Origin of the sequence: Streptococcus sp. HMSC064H09 (genome assembly GCF_001812625.1) — a bacterium.
GTDB lineage: Bacteria > Bacillota > Bacilli > Lactobacillales > Streptococcaceae > Streptococcus.
In genome coordinates this window covers 44,002-60,566 of sequence record NZ_KV809550.1, presented here as the reverse complement: position 1 = coordinate 60,566, position 16,565 = coordinate 44,002, and the positions used below count along the sequence as shown (strand labels likewise).

Annotated in this window: 21 protein-coding genes; 9 read left to right on the top strand and 12 right to left on the bottom strand. The window is 41.9% G+C overall.

The annotated features are described in order from the left end of the window. Positions 1-108: 108 nt before the first annotated feature. Both lysS and HMPREF2867_RS00335 read left to right on the top strand, forming a co-directional pair. Entirely contained in the window at positions 109-1,599 is a 1,491-nt protein-coding gene (lysS, locus tag HMPREF2867_RS00340; protein ID WP_070574914.1) for a lysine--tRNA ligase, read from the top strand. A 53-nt stretch (positions 1,600-1,652) separates the two neighbouring features. After that, a complete protein-coding gene (locus tag HMPREF2867_RS00335; RefSeq protein ID WP_045771833.1) occupies positions 1,653-2,198 on the top strand; it encodes a DUF7832 domain-containing protein in 546 nt (181 codons plus the stop codon). Between the two features lie 39 nt (positions 2,199-2,237). Here HMPREF2867_RS00335 and HMPREF2867_RS00330 read toward each other — a convergent pair whose 3' ends face one another. After that, positions 2,238-2,546: a hypothetical protein gene (locus HMPREF2867_RS00330; RefSeq protein WP_049545283.1), complete on the bottom strand. Its 309-nt coding sequence runs from the start codon at positions 2,544-2,546 to the stop codon at positions 2,238-2,240. 196 nt (positions 2,547-2,742) lie between these two features. On the opposite strand from HMPREF2867_RS00330, the gene HMPREF2867_RS00325 reads away from it, so the two are divergent. Continuing rightward, entirely contained in the window at positions 2,743-4,077 is a 1,335-nt protein-coding gene (locus HMPREF2867_RS00325; protein WP_049545282.1) for an Nramp family divalent metal transporter, read from the top strand. 36 nt (positions 4,078-4,113) lie between these two features. Here the strand turns inward: HMPREF2867_RS00325 and HMPREF2867_RS00320 are convergent, their stop codons facing one another. Further along, on the bottom strand, positions 4,114-4,326 hold the full coding sequence (locus HMPREF2867_RS00320) for a YdbC family protein (RefSeq protein WP_002886106.1): 213 nt from the start codon (positions 4,324-4,326) through the stop codon (positions 4,114-4,116). Between the two features lie 124 nt (positions 4,327-4,450). Between HMPREF2867_RS00320 and HMPREF2867_RS00315 the strand changes: the two genes are divergently transcribed. Continuing rightward, positions 4,451-4,735, top strand: a complete 285-nt coding sequence (locus HMPREF2867_RS00315; RefSeq protein ID WP_037603900.1) for a hypothetical protein — start codon at positions 4,451-4,453, stop codon at positions 4,733-4,735. 95 nt (positions 4,736-4,830) lie between these two features. Continuing rightward, positions 4,831-5,370, top strand: a complete 540-nt coding sequence (locus tag HMPREF2867_RS00310) for a biotin transporter BioY (protein WP_014634210.1) — start codon at positions 4,831-4,833, stop codon at positions 5,368-5,370. Positions 5,371-5,415: 45 nt separating this feature from the next. On the opposite strand, the gene HMPREF2867_RS10815 is transcribed toward HMPREF2867_RS00310, so the two are convergent. From HMPREF2867_RS10815 to HMPREF2867_RS00300, 3 genes are all read right to left on the bottom strand, one after another. Further along, positions 5,416-5,733 (bottom strand): CHY zinc finger protein, encoded by a 318-nt coding sequence (locus HMPREF2867_RS10815; protein WP_083306734.1) that lies wholly within the window; start codon positions 5,731-5,733, stop codon positions 5,416-5,418. Continuing rightward, positions 5,733-7,019, bottom strand: coding sequence for a peptidase U32 family protein (locus HMPREF2867_RS00305; protein ID WP_002885971.1), 1,287 nt, complete (start codon positions 7,017-7,019; stop codon positions 5,733-5,735). The genes HMPREF2867_RS10815 and HMPREF2867_RS00305 overlap by 1 nt, the downstream gene beginning before the upstream one ends. 95 nt (positions 7,020-7,114) lie before the next feature. Then, the gene (locus tag HMPREF2867_RS00300) at positions 7,115-8,044 is read right to left on the bottom strand and encodes a peptidase U32 family protein (RefSeq protein WP_037603903.1); all 930 of its coding nucleotides are present in this window, start codon (positions 8,042-8,044) and stop codon (positions 7,115-7,117) included. Between the two features lie 238 nt (positions 8,045-8,282). Here HMPREF2867_RS00300 and HMPREF2867_RS00295 point away from each other — a divergent pair, with 238 nt between their 5' ends. Further along, on the top strand, positions 8,283-8,579 hold the full coding sequence (locus HMPREF2867_RS00295; RefSeq protein ID WP_037603906.1) for a DUF3270 domain-containing protein: 297 nt from the start codon (positions 8,283-8,285) through the stop codon (positions 8,577-8,579). Positions 8,580-8,631: 52 nt separating this feature from the next. Here the strand turns inward: HMPREF2867_RS00295 and HMPREF2867_RS00290 are convergent, their stop codons facing one another. The 7 genes from HMPREF2867_RS00290 to HMPREF2867_RS00260 all read right to left on the bottom strand — a co-directional run bounded on the left by HMPREF2867_RS00290 (position 8,632) and on the right by HMPREF2867_RS00260 (position 14,343). Beyond that, complete coding sequence (locus HMPREF2867_RS00290) at positions 8,632-9,072, bottom strand: YtxH domain-containing protein (RefSeq protein ID WP_037603908.1); 441 nt, start codon at positions 9,070-9,072, stop codon at positions 8,632-8,634. Positions 9,073-9,084: 12 nt separating this feature from the next. Continuing rightward, positions 9,085-9,483, bottom strand: a complete 399-nt coding sequence (locus tag HMPREF2867_RS00285; protein ID WP_002885965.1) for a DUF948 domain-containing protein — start codon at positions 9,481-9,483, stop codon at positions 9,085-9,087. 124 nt (positions 9,484-9,607) lie between these two features. Further along, positions 9,608-10,399: a prolipoprotein diacylglyceryl transferase gene (gene lgt, locus HMPREF2867_RS00280; protein ID WP_048790722.1), complete on the bottom strand. Its 792-nt coding sequence runs from the start codon at positions 10,397-10,399 to the stop codon at positions 9,608-9,610. After that, positions 10,399-11,328, bottom strand: a complete 930-nt coding sequence (hprK, locus tag HMPREF2867_RS00275; protein WP_048790721.1) for an HPr(Ser) kinase/phosphatase — start codon at positions 11,326-11,328, stop codon at positions 10,399-10,401. The genes lgt and hprK overlap by 1 nt, the downstream gene beginning before the upstream one ends. A 126-nt stretch (positions 11,329-11,454) precedes the next feature. Continuing rightward, the gene (locus HMPREF2867_RS00270; RefSeq protein WP_002890561.1) at positions 11,455-11,718 is read right to left on the bottom strand and encodes a PspC domain-containing protein; all 264 of its coding nucleotides are present in this window, start codon (positions 11,716-11,718) and stop codon (positions 11,455-11,457) included. A gap of 65 nt (positions 11,719-11,783) precedes the next feature. Next, positions 11,784-12,224 (bottom strand): SprT family protein, encoded by a 441-nt coding sequence (locus HMPREF2867_RS00265; RefSeq protein ID WP_002890560.1) that lies wholly within the window; start codon positions 12,222-12,224, stop codon positions 11,784-11,786. Next, the gene (locus HMPREF2867_RS00260; protein ID WP_070574911.1) at positions 12,211-14,343 is read right to left on the bottom strand and encodes a Tex family protein; all 2,133 of its coding nucleotides are present in this window, start codon (positions 14,341-14,343) and stop codon (positions 12,211-12,213) included. The genes HMPREF2867_RS00265 and HMPREF2867_RS00260 overlap by 14 nt, the downstream gene beginning before the upstream one ends. Before the next feature lie 341 nt (positions 14,344-14,684). On the opposite strand from HMPREF2867_RS00260, the gene HMPREF2867_RS11480 reads away from it, so the two are divergent. Genes HMPREF2867_RS11480 through HMPREF2867_RS00250 form a run of 3 tightly spaced genes read left to right on the top strand, consistent with a single transcriptional unit; the run spans position 14,685 to position 16,539 of the window. Further along, positions 14,685-14,816: an SPJ_0845 family protein gene (locus HMPREF2867_RS11480; RefSeq protein WP_002885949.1), complete on the top strand. Its 132-nt coding sequence runs from the start codon at positions 14,685-14,687 to the stop codon at positions 14,814-14,816. Positions 14,817-14,821: 5 nt separating this feature from the next. Beyond that, positions 14,822-15,724, top strand: a complete 903-nt coding sequence (locus tag HMPREF2867_RS00255) for a permease (RefSeq protein ID WP_070574908.1) — start codon at positions 14,822-14,824, stop codon at positions 15,722-15,724. Further along, positions 15,724-16,539 (top strand): TIGR03943 family putative permease subunit, encoded by an 816-nt coding sequence (locus HMPREF2867_RS00250; RefSeq protein WP_070574905.1) that lies wholly within the window; start codon positions 15,724-15,726, stop codon positions 16,537-16,539. The genes HMPREF2867_RS00255 and HMPREF2867_RS00250 overlap by 1 nt, the downstream gene beginning before the upstream one ends. Positions 16,540-16,565 lie beyond the last annotated feature (26 nt).

Genomic DNA, 16,565 nt, shown 5'->3' with positions numbered 1-16,565 from the left:
TAAAAATAGACAAATCCTAGCTTTATTTATCTGACATTTAATCATTTGTCCTATCTTTAGAAGGTGATTTATGATACAATAATTACGACTATTTTATGGAGGACTAACATGTCAAATCAACACATGGAAGAATTGAACGATCAACAGATTGTCCGTCGTGAAAAAATGGCGGCCTTGGCTGAACAAGGAATCGATCCTTTTGGTAAGCGATTCGAACGCACAGCTACATCTGGTCAATTAAAAGAAAAATACGCTGACAAAACAAAAGAAGAATTGCACGAAATCAACGAAACTGCTACAATCGCAGGTCGTTTGATGACTAAACGTGGTAAAGGTAAAGTTGGCTTCGCCCACATCCAAGACCGCGATGGTCAAATCCAAATCTACGTGCGTAAAGATGCTGTCGGTGAAGAGAACTACGACATCTTCAAGAAAGCTGACCTTGGTGACTTCCTCGGTGTCGAAGGTGAAGTTATGCGTACAGATATGGGAGAACTTTCTATCAAGGCTACTCATATCACGCACTTGTCTAAAGCCCTTCGCCCATTGCCTGAGAAATTCCACGGACTTTCAGACGTTGAAACCATCTACCGTAAACGTTACCTCGATTTGATTTCTAACCGTGAAAGCTTTGACCGCTTTGTCACACGTTCAAAAATCATTTCTGAAATCCGTCGCTACCTCGATGCTCAAGGTTTCCTTGAAGTCGAAACACCTGTTCTTCACAATGAAGCTGGTGGTGCTGCTGCTAAACCTTTCATCACTCACCACAATGCACAAAACATCGACATGGTACTTCGTATCGCGACTGAGCTCCACCTCAAACGTCTCATTGTTGGTGGTATGGAACGTGTTTACGAAATCGGACGTATCTTCCGTAACGAAGGTATGGATGCCACTCACAACCCTGAGTTCACATCTATCGAAGTTTACCAAGCTTACGCTGATTTCCACGATATTATGAACTTGACTGAAGGTATCATCCAACACGCTGCTAAAGCGGTTAAAGGTGATGGACCTATCAACTACCAAGGAACTGAAATCAAAATCAACGAACCATTCAAACGCATCCACATGGTTGACGCAATCAAGGAAATCACTGGCGTCGACTTCTGGCAAGACATGACTTTGGATGAAGCCAAAGCTATCGCTACTGAAAAGAATGTTCCATTTGAAAAACACTACACTGAAGTTGGTCACATTATCAACGCCTTCTTCGAAGAATTCGTTGAAGAAACATTGATTCAACCAACTTTCGTTTACGGTCACCCAGTTGCTGTGTCTCCATTGGCTAAGAAAAACCCAGAAGATCCACGCTTCACTGACCGTTTCGAGCTCTTCATCATGACAAAAGAGTACGGAAATGCCTTCACCGAATTGAACGACCCAATCGATCAATTGTCACGTTTCGAAGCACAAGCTGCTGCTAAAGAACTCGGTGACGACGAAGCAACAGGCATCGACTACGACTACGTTGAAGCTCTCGAATACGGTATGCCACCAACAGGTGGACTCGGAATCGGTATCGACCGTCTCTGCATGCTTCTCACTGACACAACAACCATCCGTGATGTCTTGTTGTTCCCAACGATGAAATAAAAAGTGATATCCCATTAGTCAAATAATGGGATATTTTTATATGAGGTATAAACGTGTTCAAAAAACTGAAGTCCCTATTTAAGAAAAAATCAATTGTGGGTGAACAGCCTGAGACAAAGATAGAAGAAAGCCAATTAGACTTTCCCATAGACCGTGCAGATTATTTTTTCGATCACGCACTTGTATTTTATTGTGAAGAAAATAATATCCCTTCAGAAAAACTAAGCCAATCAGACATGCTAGAGATTAGTAAAAGAGCTGCTTTTCATCTCAGTATCTTCGTCGCCTGGCTAGCAAAACATGATTTTCTGAATCCCCAAAGTGATGGATTTAACCTTGAGGATGAACAAAAACTCAAGAATGAAACGATTACGGGTACAGACTATCTCTTTAAACATCTTGATGAAAAACTCTATTCAACTGATATCAGTAACACACTCCTTCCCTTCATCTCTGATTTTTATGAAGATTACATGGATTTCTGTTATACAGTCTTGGTTGATGATGTTGCTAGAACTGAATTTGACTGGAAAATCTATCACTTGGTTGAAGATGATATTGACGAGATGTTTAGTCAATATAAGACTCACATCAGATAATATTTAAAAACGCTTCCCTCAATCGAGAGAAGCATTTTCTTATTTCCAAAATTTTGCTTTTGAAGCTGCGACCCAAGCTGACAAACAAGCAAGGGCTACTACTGCATAGATAGCGTATTGTTTCGTAGGATAAAGCCAGGCTTTGTTTTCTTCATGCCAGCGAGACTTCCAGAGGCCAATGTAATCGCCCGTCATTCCAGGATTTTTAAGGCGCTCCATGTAATTGGCAGGTAGGTTATCAGGCTGATTCATCTGCACGTTAACGATAAAGATAACCAAAGCAAGCGCAATGACAACTAGGAGTGCCAGGGTAATCTTTTTCTTAGCTGTTAGTTGAAATGTTTTCAATTATTTTTCTCCCTCATTTATGAAATAATCTACTCATATAGTTTAGTATAAAAAGGCAATTCTGAAAAGTCCTCTATGACACCAATGTAAGATAAGTCAAAACCTTGCACATCTTCCTCATGGTGCTATAATAAAGATGTCGGTCTGTCTAGAAATAATACACTTTTAGGCAGATATGACTTAGAAAGAGGTGTTTATGACATATTCAAAGAAGGTTTCCCTTTCTGAGGTAAACCAATCCATAGATACACCAAATAATAATCGTTTTTGGCAAAATCTTAAGGCTTTCTTGGGACCTGGGGCTCTTGTGGCCGTGGGTTACATGGATCCAGGGAACTGGATTACCAGTGTCGTCGGTGGGGCGACCTACAAGTATAGTCTGCTTTTTGTCATCTTAATTTCATCTTTAATCGCTATGCAGTTGCAACAAATGGCTGGGAAATTAGGGATTGTGACCCAAATGGACTTAGCTCAAGCGACTGCCTATCACTCGCCCAAATGGTTGCGATACACACTTTGGGTGATTCTGGAGCTTGCCTTAATGGCAACGGATTTGGCTGAGGTGCTTGGTTCTGCCATTGCTCTTAACCTGCTCTTTGGTATTCCAATTATGGTTGCCATTCTGGTGACAGTCCTTGATGTCTTCCTGCTACTGCTCATCATGAAGCTGGGATTCAAAAAAATCGAGGCTATTGTTTCAACCTTGATTTTGACTATCTTGGTTATCTTTGTCTATCTGGTAGCCTTGTCTGAACCTAGTATTACGGGAATCCTAGAGGGTTATCTCCCTACGCCAGCGCTCTTCGAGCCACATGCTGCTGGACATACCAACCAGTTGACCTTGGCGCTTGGGATTGTGGGTGCGACCGTTATGCCACATAACCTCTACTTGCACTCATCCTTGTCACAGACTCGTAAGGTTGACTATTCTGATGGCAAAGACGTGACTAAGGCTGTCCGTTTCATGACCTGGGATTCTAACATCCAGTTGACTTTGGCCTTTGTGGTTAACTCCCTCCTCTTGATTTTGGGAGCAGCTCTCTTCTTTGGTCATGCTTCTGATATTTCAGCTTTCTCACAGATGTACAATGCTCTTCAGGACTCTAAGATTGCTGGTGCGGTAGCTAGTTCGACACTTTCAACACTCTTTGCCTTGGCGCTCTTGGCTAGTGGTCAAAACTCTACCATTACTGGTACTCTGACTGGCCAAATTGTCATGGAAGGCTTTCTCCACATGAGGTTACCGCAGTGGGTAATTCGTTTATTCACACGTCTCTTCGCCTTGCTACCTGTTATCGTTGTAGCTATTCTCTACGGTGATCAAGAAAAGACTCTGGATCAACTGCTGGTTTATTCACAGGTTTTCCTTTCACTTGCCTTGCCATTTTCTATCTTCCCTTTGATTTACTATACTTCTAAGAAATCACTCATGGGAAAACACGTCAATGCCAAGTGGAATACCTTCCTTGGTTATGCCATCGCTATTGTCCTAACCATTCTCAATCTCAAACTTATCTTTGATACGTTTTAAACAAAAAAATAAGGCCAGCGCCATGCTGACCTTGTTTTAGTTTTTGAAGGCGTCAACGAGAACTTGGAATTCTTCGTTGCTGAGGGTAATCCCCTTGCCCATCTTGGTATGGTCTGGACTCCATGTACGGATGTCATACTTAGCTGGTGCGCCATTGAAACTCACACGATTGAGTTCCTTAGTCCAACCCTTGTCATTCTCAGACAAGACCAAGAGTTTTTCTTCAATTTCAAATGAAAATTCTGCCATTTGCTTACCTCCACTAGCTTTATTCGTTTTTTTCTGTGAAAATTGTCTGTTTTAGAATGAAGTTATCCACAAAAATTCACCTTTCATGCTATAATTATTTTATCAAGAAACGAGGGAAATGACCATGATAAACTTTTTAGAAGCCGTAAAGCATCAGCTTCATCAGTTTGTGGAAATAGGTCACAGCAAACCTGTCCACCTAATGCAGAATCAACTTATTAACGATATCTATCATGCTATTGATCATAATCAAATGGTCATGCTGACATCCAATCAGAAGACCTATAAGGGCTACATCAACCGTTATGACAGGGAGCGACAAGCCATCTTTATCGAGCAGGATAAGATCATCAGCATGATTGAACTTGATGAAATCAAACGTCTAAAAATCATATCACAACGAGGTTAAGTTTATCAGTTAACCTCGTTTTATTATTAGGTTGACTTTTTTGAAACCACTTGCTATAATAAGTTAACTATTTATTTACGAAAGGTTAACTAAAAATGACACAAAATCGTACACTGTCACTTATTCTTCCAGCTTTTGGTGCTGCCATCATTGCTGCCCTAGCTCAAATTGTTATTCCTATCGGTGCAGTTCCCATTACTCTGCAAACTTTTGCTGTCGGACTTGTTGCTGCTATCCTTAAGCCAAGAGAGGCGACACTTGCTGCTACCCTCTACCTGATTCTAGGCGCCATTGGTCTACCAGTTTTTGCAGGTGGAGGCGGTGGGCTCCAATCCTTCTTTGGACCTTCAGCTGGCTATTTGTTGGCCTATCCATTTTTCGCCTTTGTCACTTCAAAACTAACTCATGCTGAGACTCCTATCTGGAAAATCTTTGTGGCTTTTGTTTTGGGAGATGCACTTGTCTTTGTTGGTGGTATCCTCAGCCTGCACTTTCTCGGAAAAATGGGATGGTCTGCAGCTGTAGCTGTTGGCTTGACACCCTTTATTATTCCTGACCTCTTAAAAGGTCTCATCGTCGCTTTGGTGACTAAGCCAGTCTTAAAAGCTCTTAAAAATCATAGTTACTTTAACTAAAAAAGATTGAAGACTTTGTTCATGTGAACAGAATCTTCAATCTTTTTATTTTTCAAAATAAATATCATAGTGCTTTGAACAAGCTGGGTTGAAGGCACTGTGACAATTGGGACAAGCTTCTACATCTTGATACTCCTCAATTGTCATCTCATGCCTACAAACGCCACAGATAAGGATCTTGTCCTGCTTCAATTGACAAGGATAAGCTCGAAAGCTATGTTTCTCTAAGCAATCATGACACTGATAACAGGCATAATACTTCTGGCACTCGAAGCATTTTAGGGCAACTATATCTAGTGGAGAATGGTAGTGTTGACACCTACTCTGATCATCTACCAGGAGCCCATTGATTTGACTTGTCATTAGGCACGAACAGTTTTGCTTGAACCGTCTTTTTGGTAGAGGTTAATCAAACCTTCTTTAGTTGAACGAATCATGTCACCAGGTTTAACTTCTTGTGGCACGGTAATTGTAAGAAGTTCCATTGGGTTTGGTGCACGGTCAATCTTGTTACCATTGGCATCGTGAAGGTCTTTGATATCACACTCGAAATGACGGAAGCCTGGTCCGTAGAATTCAACGTGGTCACCTTCGAGGATAACGTTACGTTGACGGATAGTAGCTGTCATAGTTGCTGGATCAAAGTCTACGACTTCACCAACGAATTTGTATTGTGGAATCTTACGACGAGCTCCAAAGAGTTGTTCGTTTTCTGTTGGTGTCTTGTAGTAGAAACCTGTTGCCAATTCACGCTGGGCAACTTTCCAGAGTTCGTTAATCAAATCATCTTTGATGGCATAAAAGGCTTCTGCACTTTCCATGTAAGCGTCACAAGCAGCCTTGTAACAGTTGGCAACTGTTGAGACATAGTGGACAGATTTCATACGACCTTCGATTTTAAGGCTATCAACGCCATTATCGATAAGGTCAGGGATATTTTCAATCATACACATGTCAACGGCTGACATAGAGTATTCTTCAGGAACTTCACCTTTGATACTCTTACGTTCTTGGCCGAATGGCATGTCGTAAAGGTCATATTTCCAACGACAAGACTGTGAACAACCACCACGGTTGGCATCACGGTCTGACATGTGGTTAGAAAGGGTACAGCGACCTGAGTATGAGATACACATAGCGCCATGGACAAAGGCCTCAATTTCAAGATCCGTACGCTTACGGATTTCAGCCAACTCTTCCATGGTAACCTCACGTGCCAAAACGACACGGGTCAAACCATACTCTTTCCAAAAATGGAAGGTTTCAACGTTTGTCGCAGATGCTTGTGTAGACAAGTGGATGTTAAGTCCTGGTGCGTAGGTTGAACAGATTTCAATCAAGGCTGGGTCAGATACGATAACAGCATCGAGTCCCATGTCACGCAATTCACGGAACCACTCACCAGCACCTTTTTCATTTCCTTCATGGGTAACCATGTTTGAAGCAACGTGCACATCAACACCACGAGCGTGAGCATATTCGATACCTTCTCGAAGCTCATCCATGGTAAAGTTTCCGGCACGGCTACGCAAACCATAGGCTTGTCCACCAACGAAAACAGCATCTGCGCCGTAATTTACAGCGACTTTCAATTTTTCCAAAGTTCCAGCAGGTACAAGTACCTCTGGGCGTTTTTTAGTTGTAGTCATAATTTCTCCAATTTGCAAGATTGTCGATTTTAAGTTTTGAACAACTCCTTCGTTCCCTGAAAATGGAAAACTCTCAAACGAAGGAGGAAGTATTTTTATTTTACACGGTCAGGTTCATAGTCGTAGAAACCTGTGTCCAAACCACGGTTGGCTGGGTGTAATTTATGAATAGCCTCATCAAAGAGGAAGGCTTGGTCTTGTGAAAATTCGCCAGCCTCGATGAGGTCACGAGCCTTCACAAAATACTCAGTGATTTTTACAAAGTTTTCACCTGGGCAATAAACGCCGTCCAACTTCCAGTGGTCAAAACCATGTTCAACGAGTTCTGAAAGTTTAGTCATCATATCCAAGTCATTGTTGGCAAAGATATGTGTCCCGTGCATATCTTCATAAACTGAGTAGTGAGAATCTGGATCTCCTGGCTCAGAAAGGAAGAGGTCACGTTCTTTGGTAACAGCTTCATCCGTTTTGATAAAGTTGTAATAGTTTTGAAGAAGTGGACGTTTTGAGTGGTGAATGATACTTGCACCATAAACCAAAACCTCAGCTGGAATCTGAAGATTTTCAGCCATGATGAATAGTTCCGCAGATGGAATCTCACGAGCCAAAACCGCTTCAGATGCTCCTGCCTGTTTGCCCCAGAAATTAATCTGACGGCTAGAGGTTACCATAGTTGAAGCATCATAAATCATTTTGAAGGGACGTTTGTCACGGTTACAGATGTAGAAAACTCCTGCATCACCAACCGTGATATAATCTGCCTTGATTTCTTCAAGAAAATCAAGATAGTCTGGAAGAGCATCCATCATACCTTGGTGCATGAGGGCATTAACGGCAACAGTCAATTCCTTGCCTGACTCATGTACCAGCTCTGCAATCTTTCGCATTTCTGCGAATGAAAAAGGCTTAGGCAAACGAAGGCCAAAGGCTTTTTCGCCGATATAAATACGATCTACGCCAAGTTCTAGGAGCTCACGTGCTTGCTCGTAGCTCTCAGCAGTCGCTGTAATTACAATTTTTTCCATAACTCACATTATAGCACAAATGATTTGATTTTTTTAGAATTTTTAGGTTCAAAACTATGTATCTCAATATTTTAAATTAGTTTTTAAATACTATAATTTTCACAAAAATCAAAAAAAACTTTGCAATATAAATTTTTTATGGTATTATTAATGAGATTCTAAATAGTGAAATACTGACTAAGTATTTTAACCTACACGAAAAAGTGATTTAGATATTTTATATAGAAAGGAGGCAGACATGGCTGACAACTTACACCGTCAATTTGATCACATCGAAGATTTCGAGACTGAGCGTCTTCAAACGACGAATTACCAAGATTATCAAACTTTAAATAGTAATAGTATTAAGCTACAAGATATGATTTTCTTTGGACGTATCTCAAGCTTCTGTGTTTCAACAGTCCTAGTTGCCTTCCTTTTCTTGGTAGCACAGGTGGCTACCTTCTGGGCCTTCTTCTGGGCAATTACCATCAGCGTCATTGGTCAGATAGGCATTTATGTCCTAATCGAGTATTATAAAGCACAAAAACGTTGACTGTTTGGTCAACGTTTTTTTCGTACTAAAAAAAGCCTCATGGGCTTTCTTTTTATTTTGCTTCTGCTGCTTCTTCAGAGATATCTTTGATATCAATGACGATATCATCAACGATAGCTTTTGTTTCTGCTTCAACATCTGCTTGCTCAGGAGTTACTTGAGCAGTTTTCTCTTTGATAAGTTCAAAGCTCTCTTTTGCAAAGTCAGCAACTTGAGCTGTTTTTTCTTGGACAGCTTTTGTCAAATCATCCGCAGTGATGTCGCCATTTTCAAATTTTGTTTTATAGTCTTGGAAAGTATCGACTGCCAAATCTTTGTAGTCGTTAGCTTTTTCCACCACTTGATTTTGATAAGCTTTAGGATCTTCTTTGAATGAAGCGATTTCTTCATCAATACGTGCTTTAACAGCTTTACCTTTTTCAGTTGTAAAGAAGTATGCTGCTGCAGCTCCAGAAGCTGCACCAATGATTAGGGTATTTAAAAATTTACTCATGAAAAGATCTCCTTATTTTTTCTTGTCTTTTTTACCAAAAAGTTTTGAGGCAACCTTACCGATAGCAAAGGCTGAACCTGCCTTACCGACACTTGCTCCTGCTGCACTTGCTTTAGCACCGAGGTAACGGGCTTCAGTATTCAAGTCAGAGACACTTTCTGAAAGCTCAGCTACTGCTACAAAGAGAGGATCGATGGTTTGAACTTTTTCATTAACATCTTCAACCAAGACGTTTGCCTTAGCCAAGATTTCATTTGTTTGATGAAGGGTTACATTGATATCTGTACGAAGCACAGCAACTGTTTCTTCAACTTCTTTAACCACATGACGGGTACGAAGTAGGGTAGGGATTAATGCAATGAGGAACGCAGCAAGTGCGATTGCGATAATAAGAAATGCAATTTCTGCCATAGTTTAGGACTCCTTTGACCTTTTTAAAAGGTTACTACAAGAAAACTGAAATAGATTCTTCAGTTTCCAGTAACCTTTGTTATGATAATTTTCATTATATTATAACAAAGTCTGAGCGGTATGACTAGTTTTTCATTTTATAATCTGCCTCTGGACGTTGCTTTCGCAAATATAGTAAGATAGCACCCAAGATGATAATGGCGATGCTGACCCATTGAGAAACACGCAAGCCAGCAAACATGAGACTATCGGTACGCATACCTTCAATGACAAAACGTCCAAGACCATACCAGATAAGGTAAAATGAGGTCACATCTCCTTGACGTAGTTTCTTATAAAAGCGTCTTAGTCCTAGGATAGTGATAAATCCGACTAAGTTCCAAAGACTTTCATAAAGAAAGGTCGGTACACGATAACTCCCATCAATGAACATCTGCTGGCGAATAAATTCTGGGACATAATTCAGATGACTAACTGCTCTTCCGTAAGCCTCTTGGTTAACAAAATTTCCCCAGCGACCGATACTCTGAGCAATCATAACGCCAGGTGATGCAATATCAAGAAAATCCAAGACAGCAATGGCATGACGTTTCGAAAACCAATAGAGGACAGCTGCACCTGCAATCAAGCCACCATAAATGGCAATTCCGCCATTCCAAATCGCAACAATTTCTGAAAGATTCTGACTGTAGTAAGACCACTGGAAGATCACATAGTAGAGCCTTGCACCAACAATGGCTATAGGAAAGGCAAGAAGAATAAAATCTAGGATGTTTTCAGGGTCAATTCCCTTTTCGGGAGCCCAACGCTGAGCCAGATAAACGGCTAGTAAAAGACCAGATACAATACAGATGGCATACCAATGAATACTGATTGGACCAAGTCTTAGGGCAATTGGATCAATGGTAGCTAACATCAGTCTTCACCATTCTTACTAATGAGGTTGGTCAAACGGTCCTCAAAGGTTTTGGTTGCATCAAATCCCATTTGCTTAGCACGATAGTTCATTGCTGCAGCTTCGATAACGACTGAAACGTTACGTCCTGTCTTAACAGGAATGCGGATACGTGGAATCTTAACGCCCTGCAATTCAATTTCTTCATTGCCATTTCCAAGACGGTCAAAGATCTTGCCATTTTCAAAATTATCAAGATAAATAGCCAACTGAACTTGAGAGGAATTACGGACAGCACTAGCTCCGTAAAGGCTCATAACGTCAATGATCCCAACCCCACGAATTTCAAGAAGATGGCGGAGGATTTCCGCGGGCTCACCCCAGAGAGTCTCCTCATCCTTAGCATAAACATCCACACGGTCGTCAGCGACAAGACGGTGACCACGTTTCACCAACTCAAGCCCTGTCTCACTCTTACCGATGCCAGAGTCTCCTTGAATAAGAACTCCCATCCCGTAGATATCTACCAAAACACCATGGACACTAGTTCGTTCAGCTAATTGCGAGTTAAGATACCAAGACATGTCACCTGAAAGCGACGATGTGCCGTTTCGTCCTTGAAGAACTGCTACACCATTTTCCTTAGCAGCTCGAAGCATCTCTTCCGGAATCTCAAGACCACGCGCCACGATAACAGCTGGAGTTTCCGCTTTAAACATATTCGCAAAAACAGAATAACGGTTGTAATCAGTCATGGTTTTAAGGTAGGACCACTCCTTCATCCCAACCAACTGAAGTCGTTCAGGTGAATAATAGTCAAAATACCCCGTCATTTCTAAACCAGGACGAGAGATATCAGCTGTTGTTATCGCTTTTGCCAAAAGCTCCTTATTTCCATAGACAACCTTGAGTTTAAGCCTATCAACCAGCATTTTAACAGTTACTATCATGTTATTTCCTCCGATTATTTACTAGTTTCATTGTATCATAAAAAGGTTTTCAATGCGGTTCTCAAAGCAAAAAAGACCTATGACTAGCACTAAGGCCAATCATAGATCTTTTCTATTATAATTTACTCACCAATTCCACTCGTCTTCGACAGGTTCAGCGTTTTTACGTTTACGTCCATCCTTGAGTTTGATTTCGGGATAAATATCTTCTTTGTAAGGAAGGAGAAAGGCTAAAACCAAGTATAGAAAGATTCCAAACTGCGTTGAAACCATTAGAATAACAGCCAAGATACGAGCCAAAGCTAGGTCCCAACCAAACTTATCTGCCAAACCTGCAACAACACCGGCGACGAGTCTATTTTTTCGTGTTTTATAAAAACGATTTGACATGGTCTTCTTCTCCCATCATTTCTTTGATTTAATTATATGATTTTTTTAAATTAAAAAAATCAGCCCTAGGACTGATTTAGAAAAATGAGCTTGCCTCGACACAGACCGCATCCAAACTTCTGTGTATTGACACGGCGTTTGCGACGGTAGATATGACCACAAGATTGGCACTGATAGAGGTAGTACTTCTCCTTTTGACCTTGCATCTTTGGAGCGTATCTAAGGCCTTCAACCTTGGCTAGTAAGTCCTTAAAATCTCTATCAACATGCTTGTAGCCCTTACCTTGAAAATAAAGGTGATAATGACAAAGCTCGTGGCGGACGATTTTTCGAAAGGTCTCAAGACCATGTTCCTCATAGAGTTTTGGATTGAAATCTAAGTGTCCATCCTTGGGAAAGAACCGCCCTCCAGTGGTCCGGAGACGCTTGTTCCACAAGGCTTGATGCTTAAATTCCCAGCCAAAATCTTCTATAGAAACAGTCTTAACATAATCAGTTAGATTCACGTGGATTCACCAAGGAGAGGTTGAGTTTTTCATGCTCCAAATCAACTTTTGATACCCACACGGTAACCAAATCCCCAACAGAAACGACCTGACTTGGGTGGTTAACGAAGCTCTTACTCATCTCAGAGATATGGATAAGTCCATCCTCATGGACACCGATATCCACAAAGGCACCAAAGTCCACAACATTTCGGACTGTCCCTTCAAGTTTTTGTCCGACTGACAAGTCTTTGAGTTCAAGAACATCCTGACGAAGTACTGGTGCTTCAAAATCATCACGGAGGTCACGACCTGGTTTCAAAAGGTCAGCGATGATATCTTTAAGGGTTTCCTGTCCAAGCACTAGCTCTTCTGCTGTTTCTTTAAGATTAAGAGCCTTCAATTTCTCTTTGGCAGAGTCGTCCAAATCTGTGATATCCAACTGCTTGAAGAGGTCTTTTACCGCTGGGTAAGACTCTGGGTGGACCCCTGTATTATCCAAGATATTCTTGGCATTTGGGATACGGAGGAAACCAGCTGCTTGTTCGAAAGCCTTGGCACCGAGACGTGGGACCTTTTTGATTTCAGCACGTGATGCAATCTCACCATTTTCCTCACGGTAGGCAACGATATTTTCAGAGATGGTCTTGTTGAGTCCTGACACGTGTGACAAGAGGGTACTACTTGCCGTATTGACATTGACACCGACTTGGTTAACCACGGTATCAACGACGAAATCAAGATTTTCAGACAGTTTCTTCTGACTAACATCGTGCTGGTATTGGCCTACTCCGATTGATTTAGGGTCAATCTTAACCAACTCGGCCAATGGGTCTTGGAGACGACGAGCAATAGAAATGGCAGAGCGTTTTTCAACCGTCAAATCTGGAAACTCATGGCGGGCCAACTCTGATGCAGAGTAGACAGAGGCACCACTTTCATTGACAATGACATAAGAAGTTTCTGGGAAATCCTTGAGGACTTCTGCTACAAAAGCTTCACTTTCACGGCTTGCTGTTCCATTACCGATCGCAATAATCTCAATGGCATACTTTTTGATGAGGTCAGCCAAGTCTTTTTTAGCCTGTGCGATTTTAGCCTGACTTGCTGGAGCTACTGGATAGATAACTTGCGTTGTAATGAGCTTACCAGTTTGGTCAACCACGGCCAACTTAGCCCCTGTACGAAAGGCTGGGTCAAAACCAAGTACCATCTTGCCTTTAAGTGGCGATACTAGAAGGAGGCTTCGAAGATTTTGAGAGAAAAGTTGAATAGCACCATCTTCTGCTGCTTCAGTCAATTCGCTTCGGATACGACGCTCCATAGCTGGAATGATTTTCTTCTTGAGAGATTGATTGATAACTTCCTCGATATAGTCATTTTTTTGTTTGAAACGAGCACTGTAGAAACGGTGCATTTTCTCAAGATTGTGCTTAAAGCTTACCTTGATAACGCCTAGTTTCTCCCCACGGTTAAGGGCTAACGTACGGTAACCTTGAAGTTTAGACACCTTATCCTCAAAATCATAGTAAATCTTGAAAGTTTCTTTTTCATCCAGCGATTGATCCTTGAGGGTTGAAGTGATGTCACTGTTGTTCCAGATTTCGTTGTAGGTCCAAGAGCGCAAGCTATTGTCCTCAGAAAAGGCCTCAACCAAAATATCCACAGCACCCGCAAGAGCCTTATCAGCTGTTGGAAAGGCTTCAGATATCAGCTTTTCAGCTTCAGCCTTGAGGTTGGGACTATTTTGCAAGATAAGACGAGCCAATGGGAAAAGACCTGCTTCACGAGCAACCGTCGCCTTGGTGCGGCGTTTTTCCTTATAGGGGAGGTAGAGTTCTTCCACATCCGCCAACTTTTCAGCCGCTTCAATGGCTGACTTGAGTTGGTCAGTCAATTTACCCTGAGCCTCAATCTTGGCCAGAACTGTTTCCTTACGGTCTTGAAGAGCCGTCAAGGACTTGTCCATATCAATGATGGCCTTGATTTGCGTTTCATCCAGATTGCCTGTTTTTTCCTTACGGTAACGGGCAATGAAAGGAATGGTATTGCCTTCTGCGGTCAATTCCAAAACTGTTTCAACTTGTTGTTTTTTTAAGCCCAATTCCTGAGCCAATGTGTCTAGATTACGATTTTCCATAAGTTCTATTATACCACGATAGGAGATTTGCTTGGGTAGAAAACCTTGTAGCTGAAGCGAGAATTTTTAAGCAAGAGGTAGTATAATAGAAAGGTAGACCTATTGTTAGGGGCTATTTCTTTCGGAAAATAGATGCATCTTCCTAGAAGCAGAGCTTCTTCGGTCGATGCCCTAATCTTCTCTTAGAAATGACGCCCTTAGTATCTTTTTGCAACTGAACTCGGGCTATTTCTTTCGGAAAATAGATGCATCTTCCTAGAAGCAGAGCTTCTTCGGCCGATGCCCTAATTTTCTCTTAGAAATGACGCCCTTAGTATCTTATTTTAACTCGGAGGCTTTTTATGGCGGTTATTCAGAAAAAAACAAATGAACTTGAAAGTATGATGGCATCTTTTGCGGCTATCCCTGATTTTGAGAAGGCGGGAACTGATCCTAAGAAGGACAAACGTCTTCAAGAAGATAAGAAGAAATAATAGTTATGGCTATTTTTCATCAACTACCAGATAGCGTTTTGCAGCTTCTGGCAGTTTTTCTATCTATTATTATTGAAGCCCTGCCCTTCGTTTTACTGGGAAGCATCTTGTCTGGCTTTATCGAAGTCTTCGTGACTCCTGAAAAGGTCCAAAACTTCCTGCCGAAAAACAAGATCCTGGCTATTCTCTTTGGAACTCTAATTGGTTTTATTTTCCCTTCTTGTGAGTGTGGGATTGTTCCCATTATCACGCGCTTTTTAGAGAAAAAAGTGCCTAGCTACACGGCTATTCCTTTCATGGCGACTGCTCCTATCATTAATCCAGTCGTTCTTTTTGCGACCTATACGGCCTTTGGGAACTCTTGGTACTACGTGCTTTTACGTTTCGTCGGAGCTTTCTTGATTGCCATGATTTTGGGAATCTTGCTTGGCTTTGTGGTGGATGACCAGATTCTTAAGGACAATCGTAAGGCCAGTCATGTGCACGACTATAGTGGTTTGTCAGCTGGTAAGAAAGTTTTTCAAGCCTTGATTCATGCGGTAGATGAATTTTTCGACACTGGGCGTTACCTGATTTTCGGGAGCCTGGTGGCCGCAGGGATGCAGACCTACCTACCGACCCGTATTCTTACGACCATCGGTCATAATTCGGTGACAGCCATCCTCATCATGATGCTTTTGGCCTTTATCCTCTCACTGTGTTCGGAGGCGGATGCCTTTATCGGGGCTTCCTTACTCTCTAGTTTTGGAGTGGCACCAACAGTGGCCTTTCTCATCATCGGTCCTATGGTTGATATCAAGAACCTAATCATGATGAAACACCAGTTTAAGACACGCTTTGTTGGTCTCTTCGTAGGAACCGCAAGTCTGGTGACAATCATTTACTGTCTGGTATTGGGGGTGATTTAATGTTACGTTTTCTCATCTTATCTGGGTATTTTGAGCTGGTCATGTACTTGCAAGTTTCTGGCAAGCTCAACCAGTACATTAATATCCACTACTCCTACTTGGCCTACATTTCCATGGTGCTTTCCTTTATCCTCGCTGTGGTTCAACTCATTGTTTGGATGAAGCAGATGAAGGTTCACTCGCATTTGTCAGGTCGAGTAGCCAAGGTAGCCAGCATCGTTCTCTTGGCCTTTCCAGTCCTTACGGGACTCTTGGTGCCAACAGTTACCTTAGATGCCAATACCGTGTCAGCTAAGGGGTATCATTTTCCACTGGCGGCAGGGAGTGATCCTAATCAGGCCGACCAAGAGGGAACGACTATCCAGTACTTGAAGCCAGACACCAGCTCCTACTTCACCTCCTCTGCTTATGAGAAGGAGATGACCAAGGAGCTAGCCAAGTACAAGGGACGTGAGACCATCCAGATTACCACGGAAAATTACATGGAAGTTATGGAGCTCATCTACCTCTATCCTAACGATTTTGTGGGCAAGAAGGTCACCTATACTGGCTTTGTTTACAATGATCCACAGACCAAGGGTTATCAGTTCATCTTCCGTTTCGGTATTATCCACTGTATCGCCGATTCAGGTGTTTACGGACTGGCGACAACAGGAAGTGACCAAACCTTCAAGGATAATACCTGGGTAAAAGTCACTGGTACCATCACTGTGGATTATTATCAAAATCTTAAACAGAGCCTCCCTATCCTCAATTTGACTGAGGTTAAAGAGGTCGGTCAACCTGACAATCCCTATGTTTATCGCGTATTTTAAAAAGCCAAGTTCAGTTGAACTGGCTT

What these genes read in the sequence shown, in the direction of transcription:
- HMPREF2867_RS00260 (WP_070574911.1), bottom strand. Translation starts at nt 14,343, where the DNA reads ATGGAAAATCGTAATCTAGACACATTGGCTCAGGAATTGGGCTTAAAA.
- HMPREF2867_RS00305 (WP_002885971.1), bottom strand. Translation starts at nt 7,019, where the DNA reads ATGACTACAACTAAAAAACGCCCAGAGGTACTTGTACCTGCTGGAACT.
- HMPREF2867_RS00325 (WP_049545282.1), top strand. Translation starts at nt 2,743, where the DNA reads ATGACATATTCAAAGAAGGTTTCCCTTTCTGAGGTAAACCAATCCATA.
- HMPREF2867_RS00250 (WP_070574905.1), top strand. Translation starts at nt 15,724, where the DNA reads ATGTTACGTTTTCTCATCTTATCTGGGTATTTTGAGCTGGTCATGTAC.
- HMPREF2867_RS11480 (WP_002885949.1), top strand. Translation starts at nt 14,685, where the DNA reads ATGGCGGTTATTCAGAAAAAAACAAATGAACTTGAAAGTATGATGGCA.
- HMPREF2867_RS00320 (WP_002886106.1), bottom strand. Translation starts at nt 4,326, where the DNA reads ATGGCAGAATTTTCATTTGAAATTGAAGAAAAACTCTTGGTCTTGTCT.
- HMPREF2867_RS00255 (WP_070574908.1), top strand. Translation starts at nt 14,822, where the DNA reads ATGGCTATTTTTCATCAACTACCAGATAGCGTTTTGCAGCTTCTGGCA.
- HMPREF2867_RS00310 (WP_014634210.1), top strand. Translation starts at nt 4,831, where the DNA reads ATGACACAAAATCGTACACTGTCACTTATTCTTCCAGCTTTTGGTGCT.
- HMPREF2867_RS00295 (WP_037603906.1), top strand. Translation starts at nt 8,283, where the DNA reads ATGGCTGACAACTTACACCGTCAATTTGATCACATCGAAGATTTCGAG.
- lgt (WP_048790722.1), bottom strand. Translation starts at nt 10,399, where the DNA reads ATGTTAGCTACCATTGATCCAATTGCCCTAAGACTTGGTCCAATCAGT.
- HMPREF2867_RS10815 (WP_083306734.1), bottom strand. Translation starts at nt 5,733, where the DNA reads ATGACAAGTCAAATCAATGGGCTCCTGGTAGATGATCAGAGTAGGTGT.
- HMPREF2867_RS00300 (WP_037603903.1), bottom strand. Translation starts at nt 8,044, where the DNA reads ATGGAAAAAATTGTAATTACAGCGACTGCTGAGAGCTACGAGCAAGCA.
- HMPREF2867_RS00285 (WP_002885965.1), bottom strand. Translation starts at nt 9,483, where the DNA reads ATGGCAGAAATTGCATTTCTTATTATCGCAATCGCACTTGCTGCGTTC.
- HMPREF2867_RS00270 (WP_002890561.1), bottom strand. Translation starts at nt 11,718, where the DNA reads ATGTCAAATCGTTTTTATAAAACACGAAAAAATAGACTCGTCGCCGGT.
- hprK (WP_048790721.1), bottom strand. Translation starts at nt 11,328, where the DNA reads ATGATAGTAACTGTTAAAATGCTGGTTGATAGGCTTAAACTCAAGGTT.
- HMPREF2867_RS00315 (WP_037603900.1), top strand. Translation starts at nt 4,451, where the DNA reads ATGATAAACTTTTTAGAAGCCGTAAAGCATCAGCTTCATCAGTTTGTG.
- lysS (WP_070574914.1), top strand. Translation starts at nt 109, where the DNA reads ATGTCAAATCAACACATGGAAGAATTGAACGATCAACAGATTGTCCGT.
- HMPREF2867_RS00290 (WP_037603908.1), bottom strand. Translation starts at nt 9,072, where the DNA reads ATGAGTAAATTTTTAAATACCCTAATCATTGGTGCAGCTTCTGGAGCT.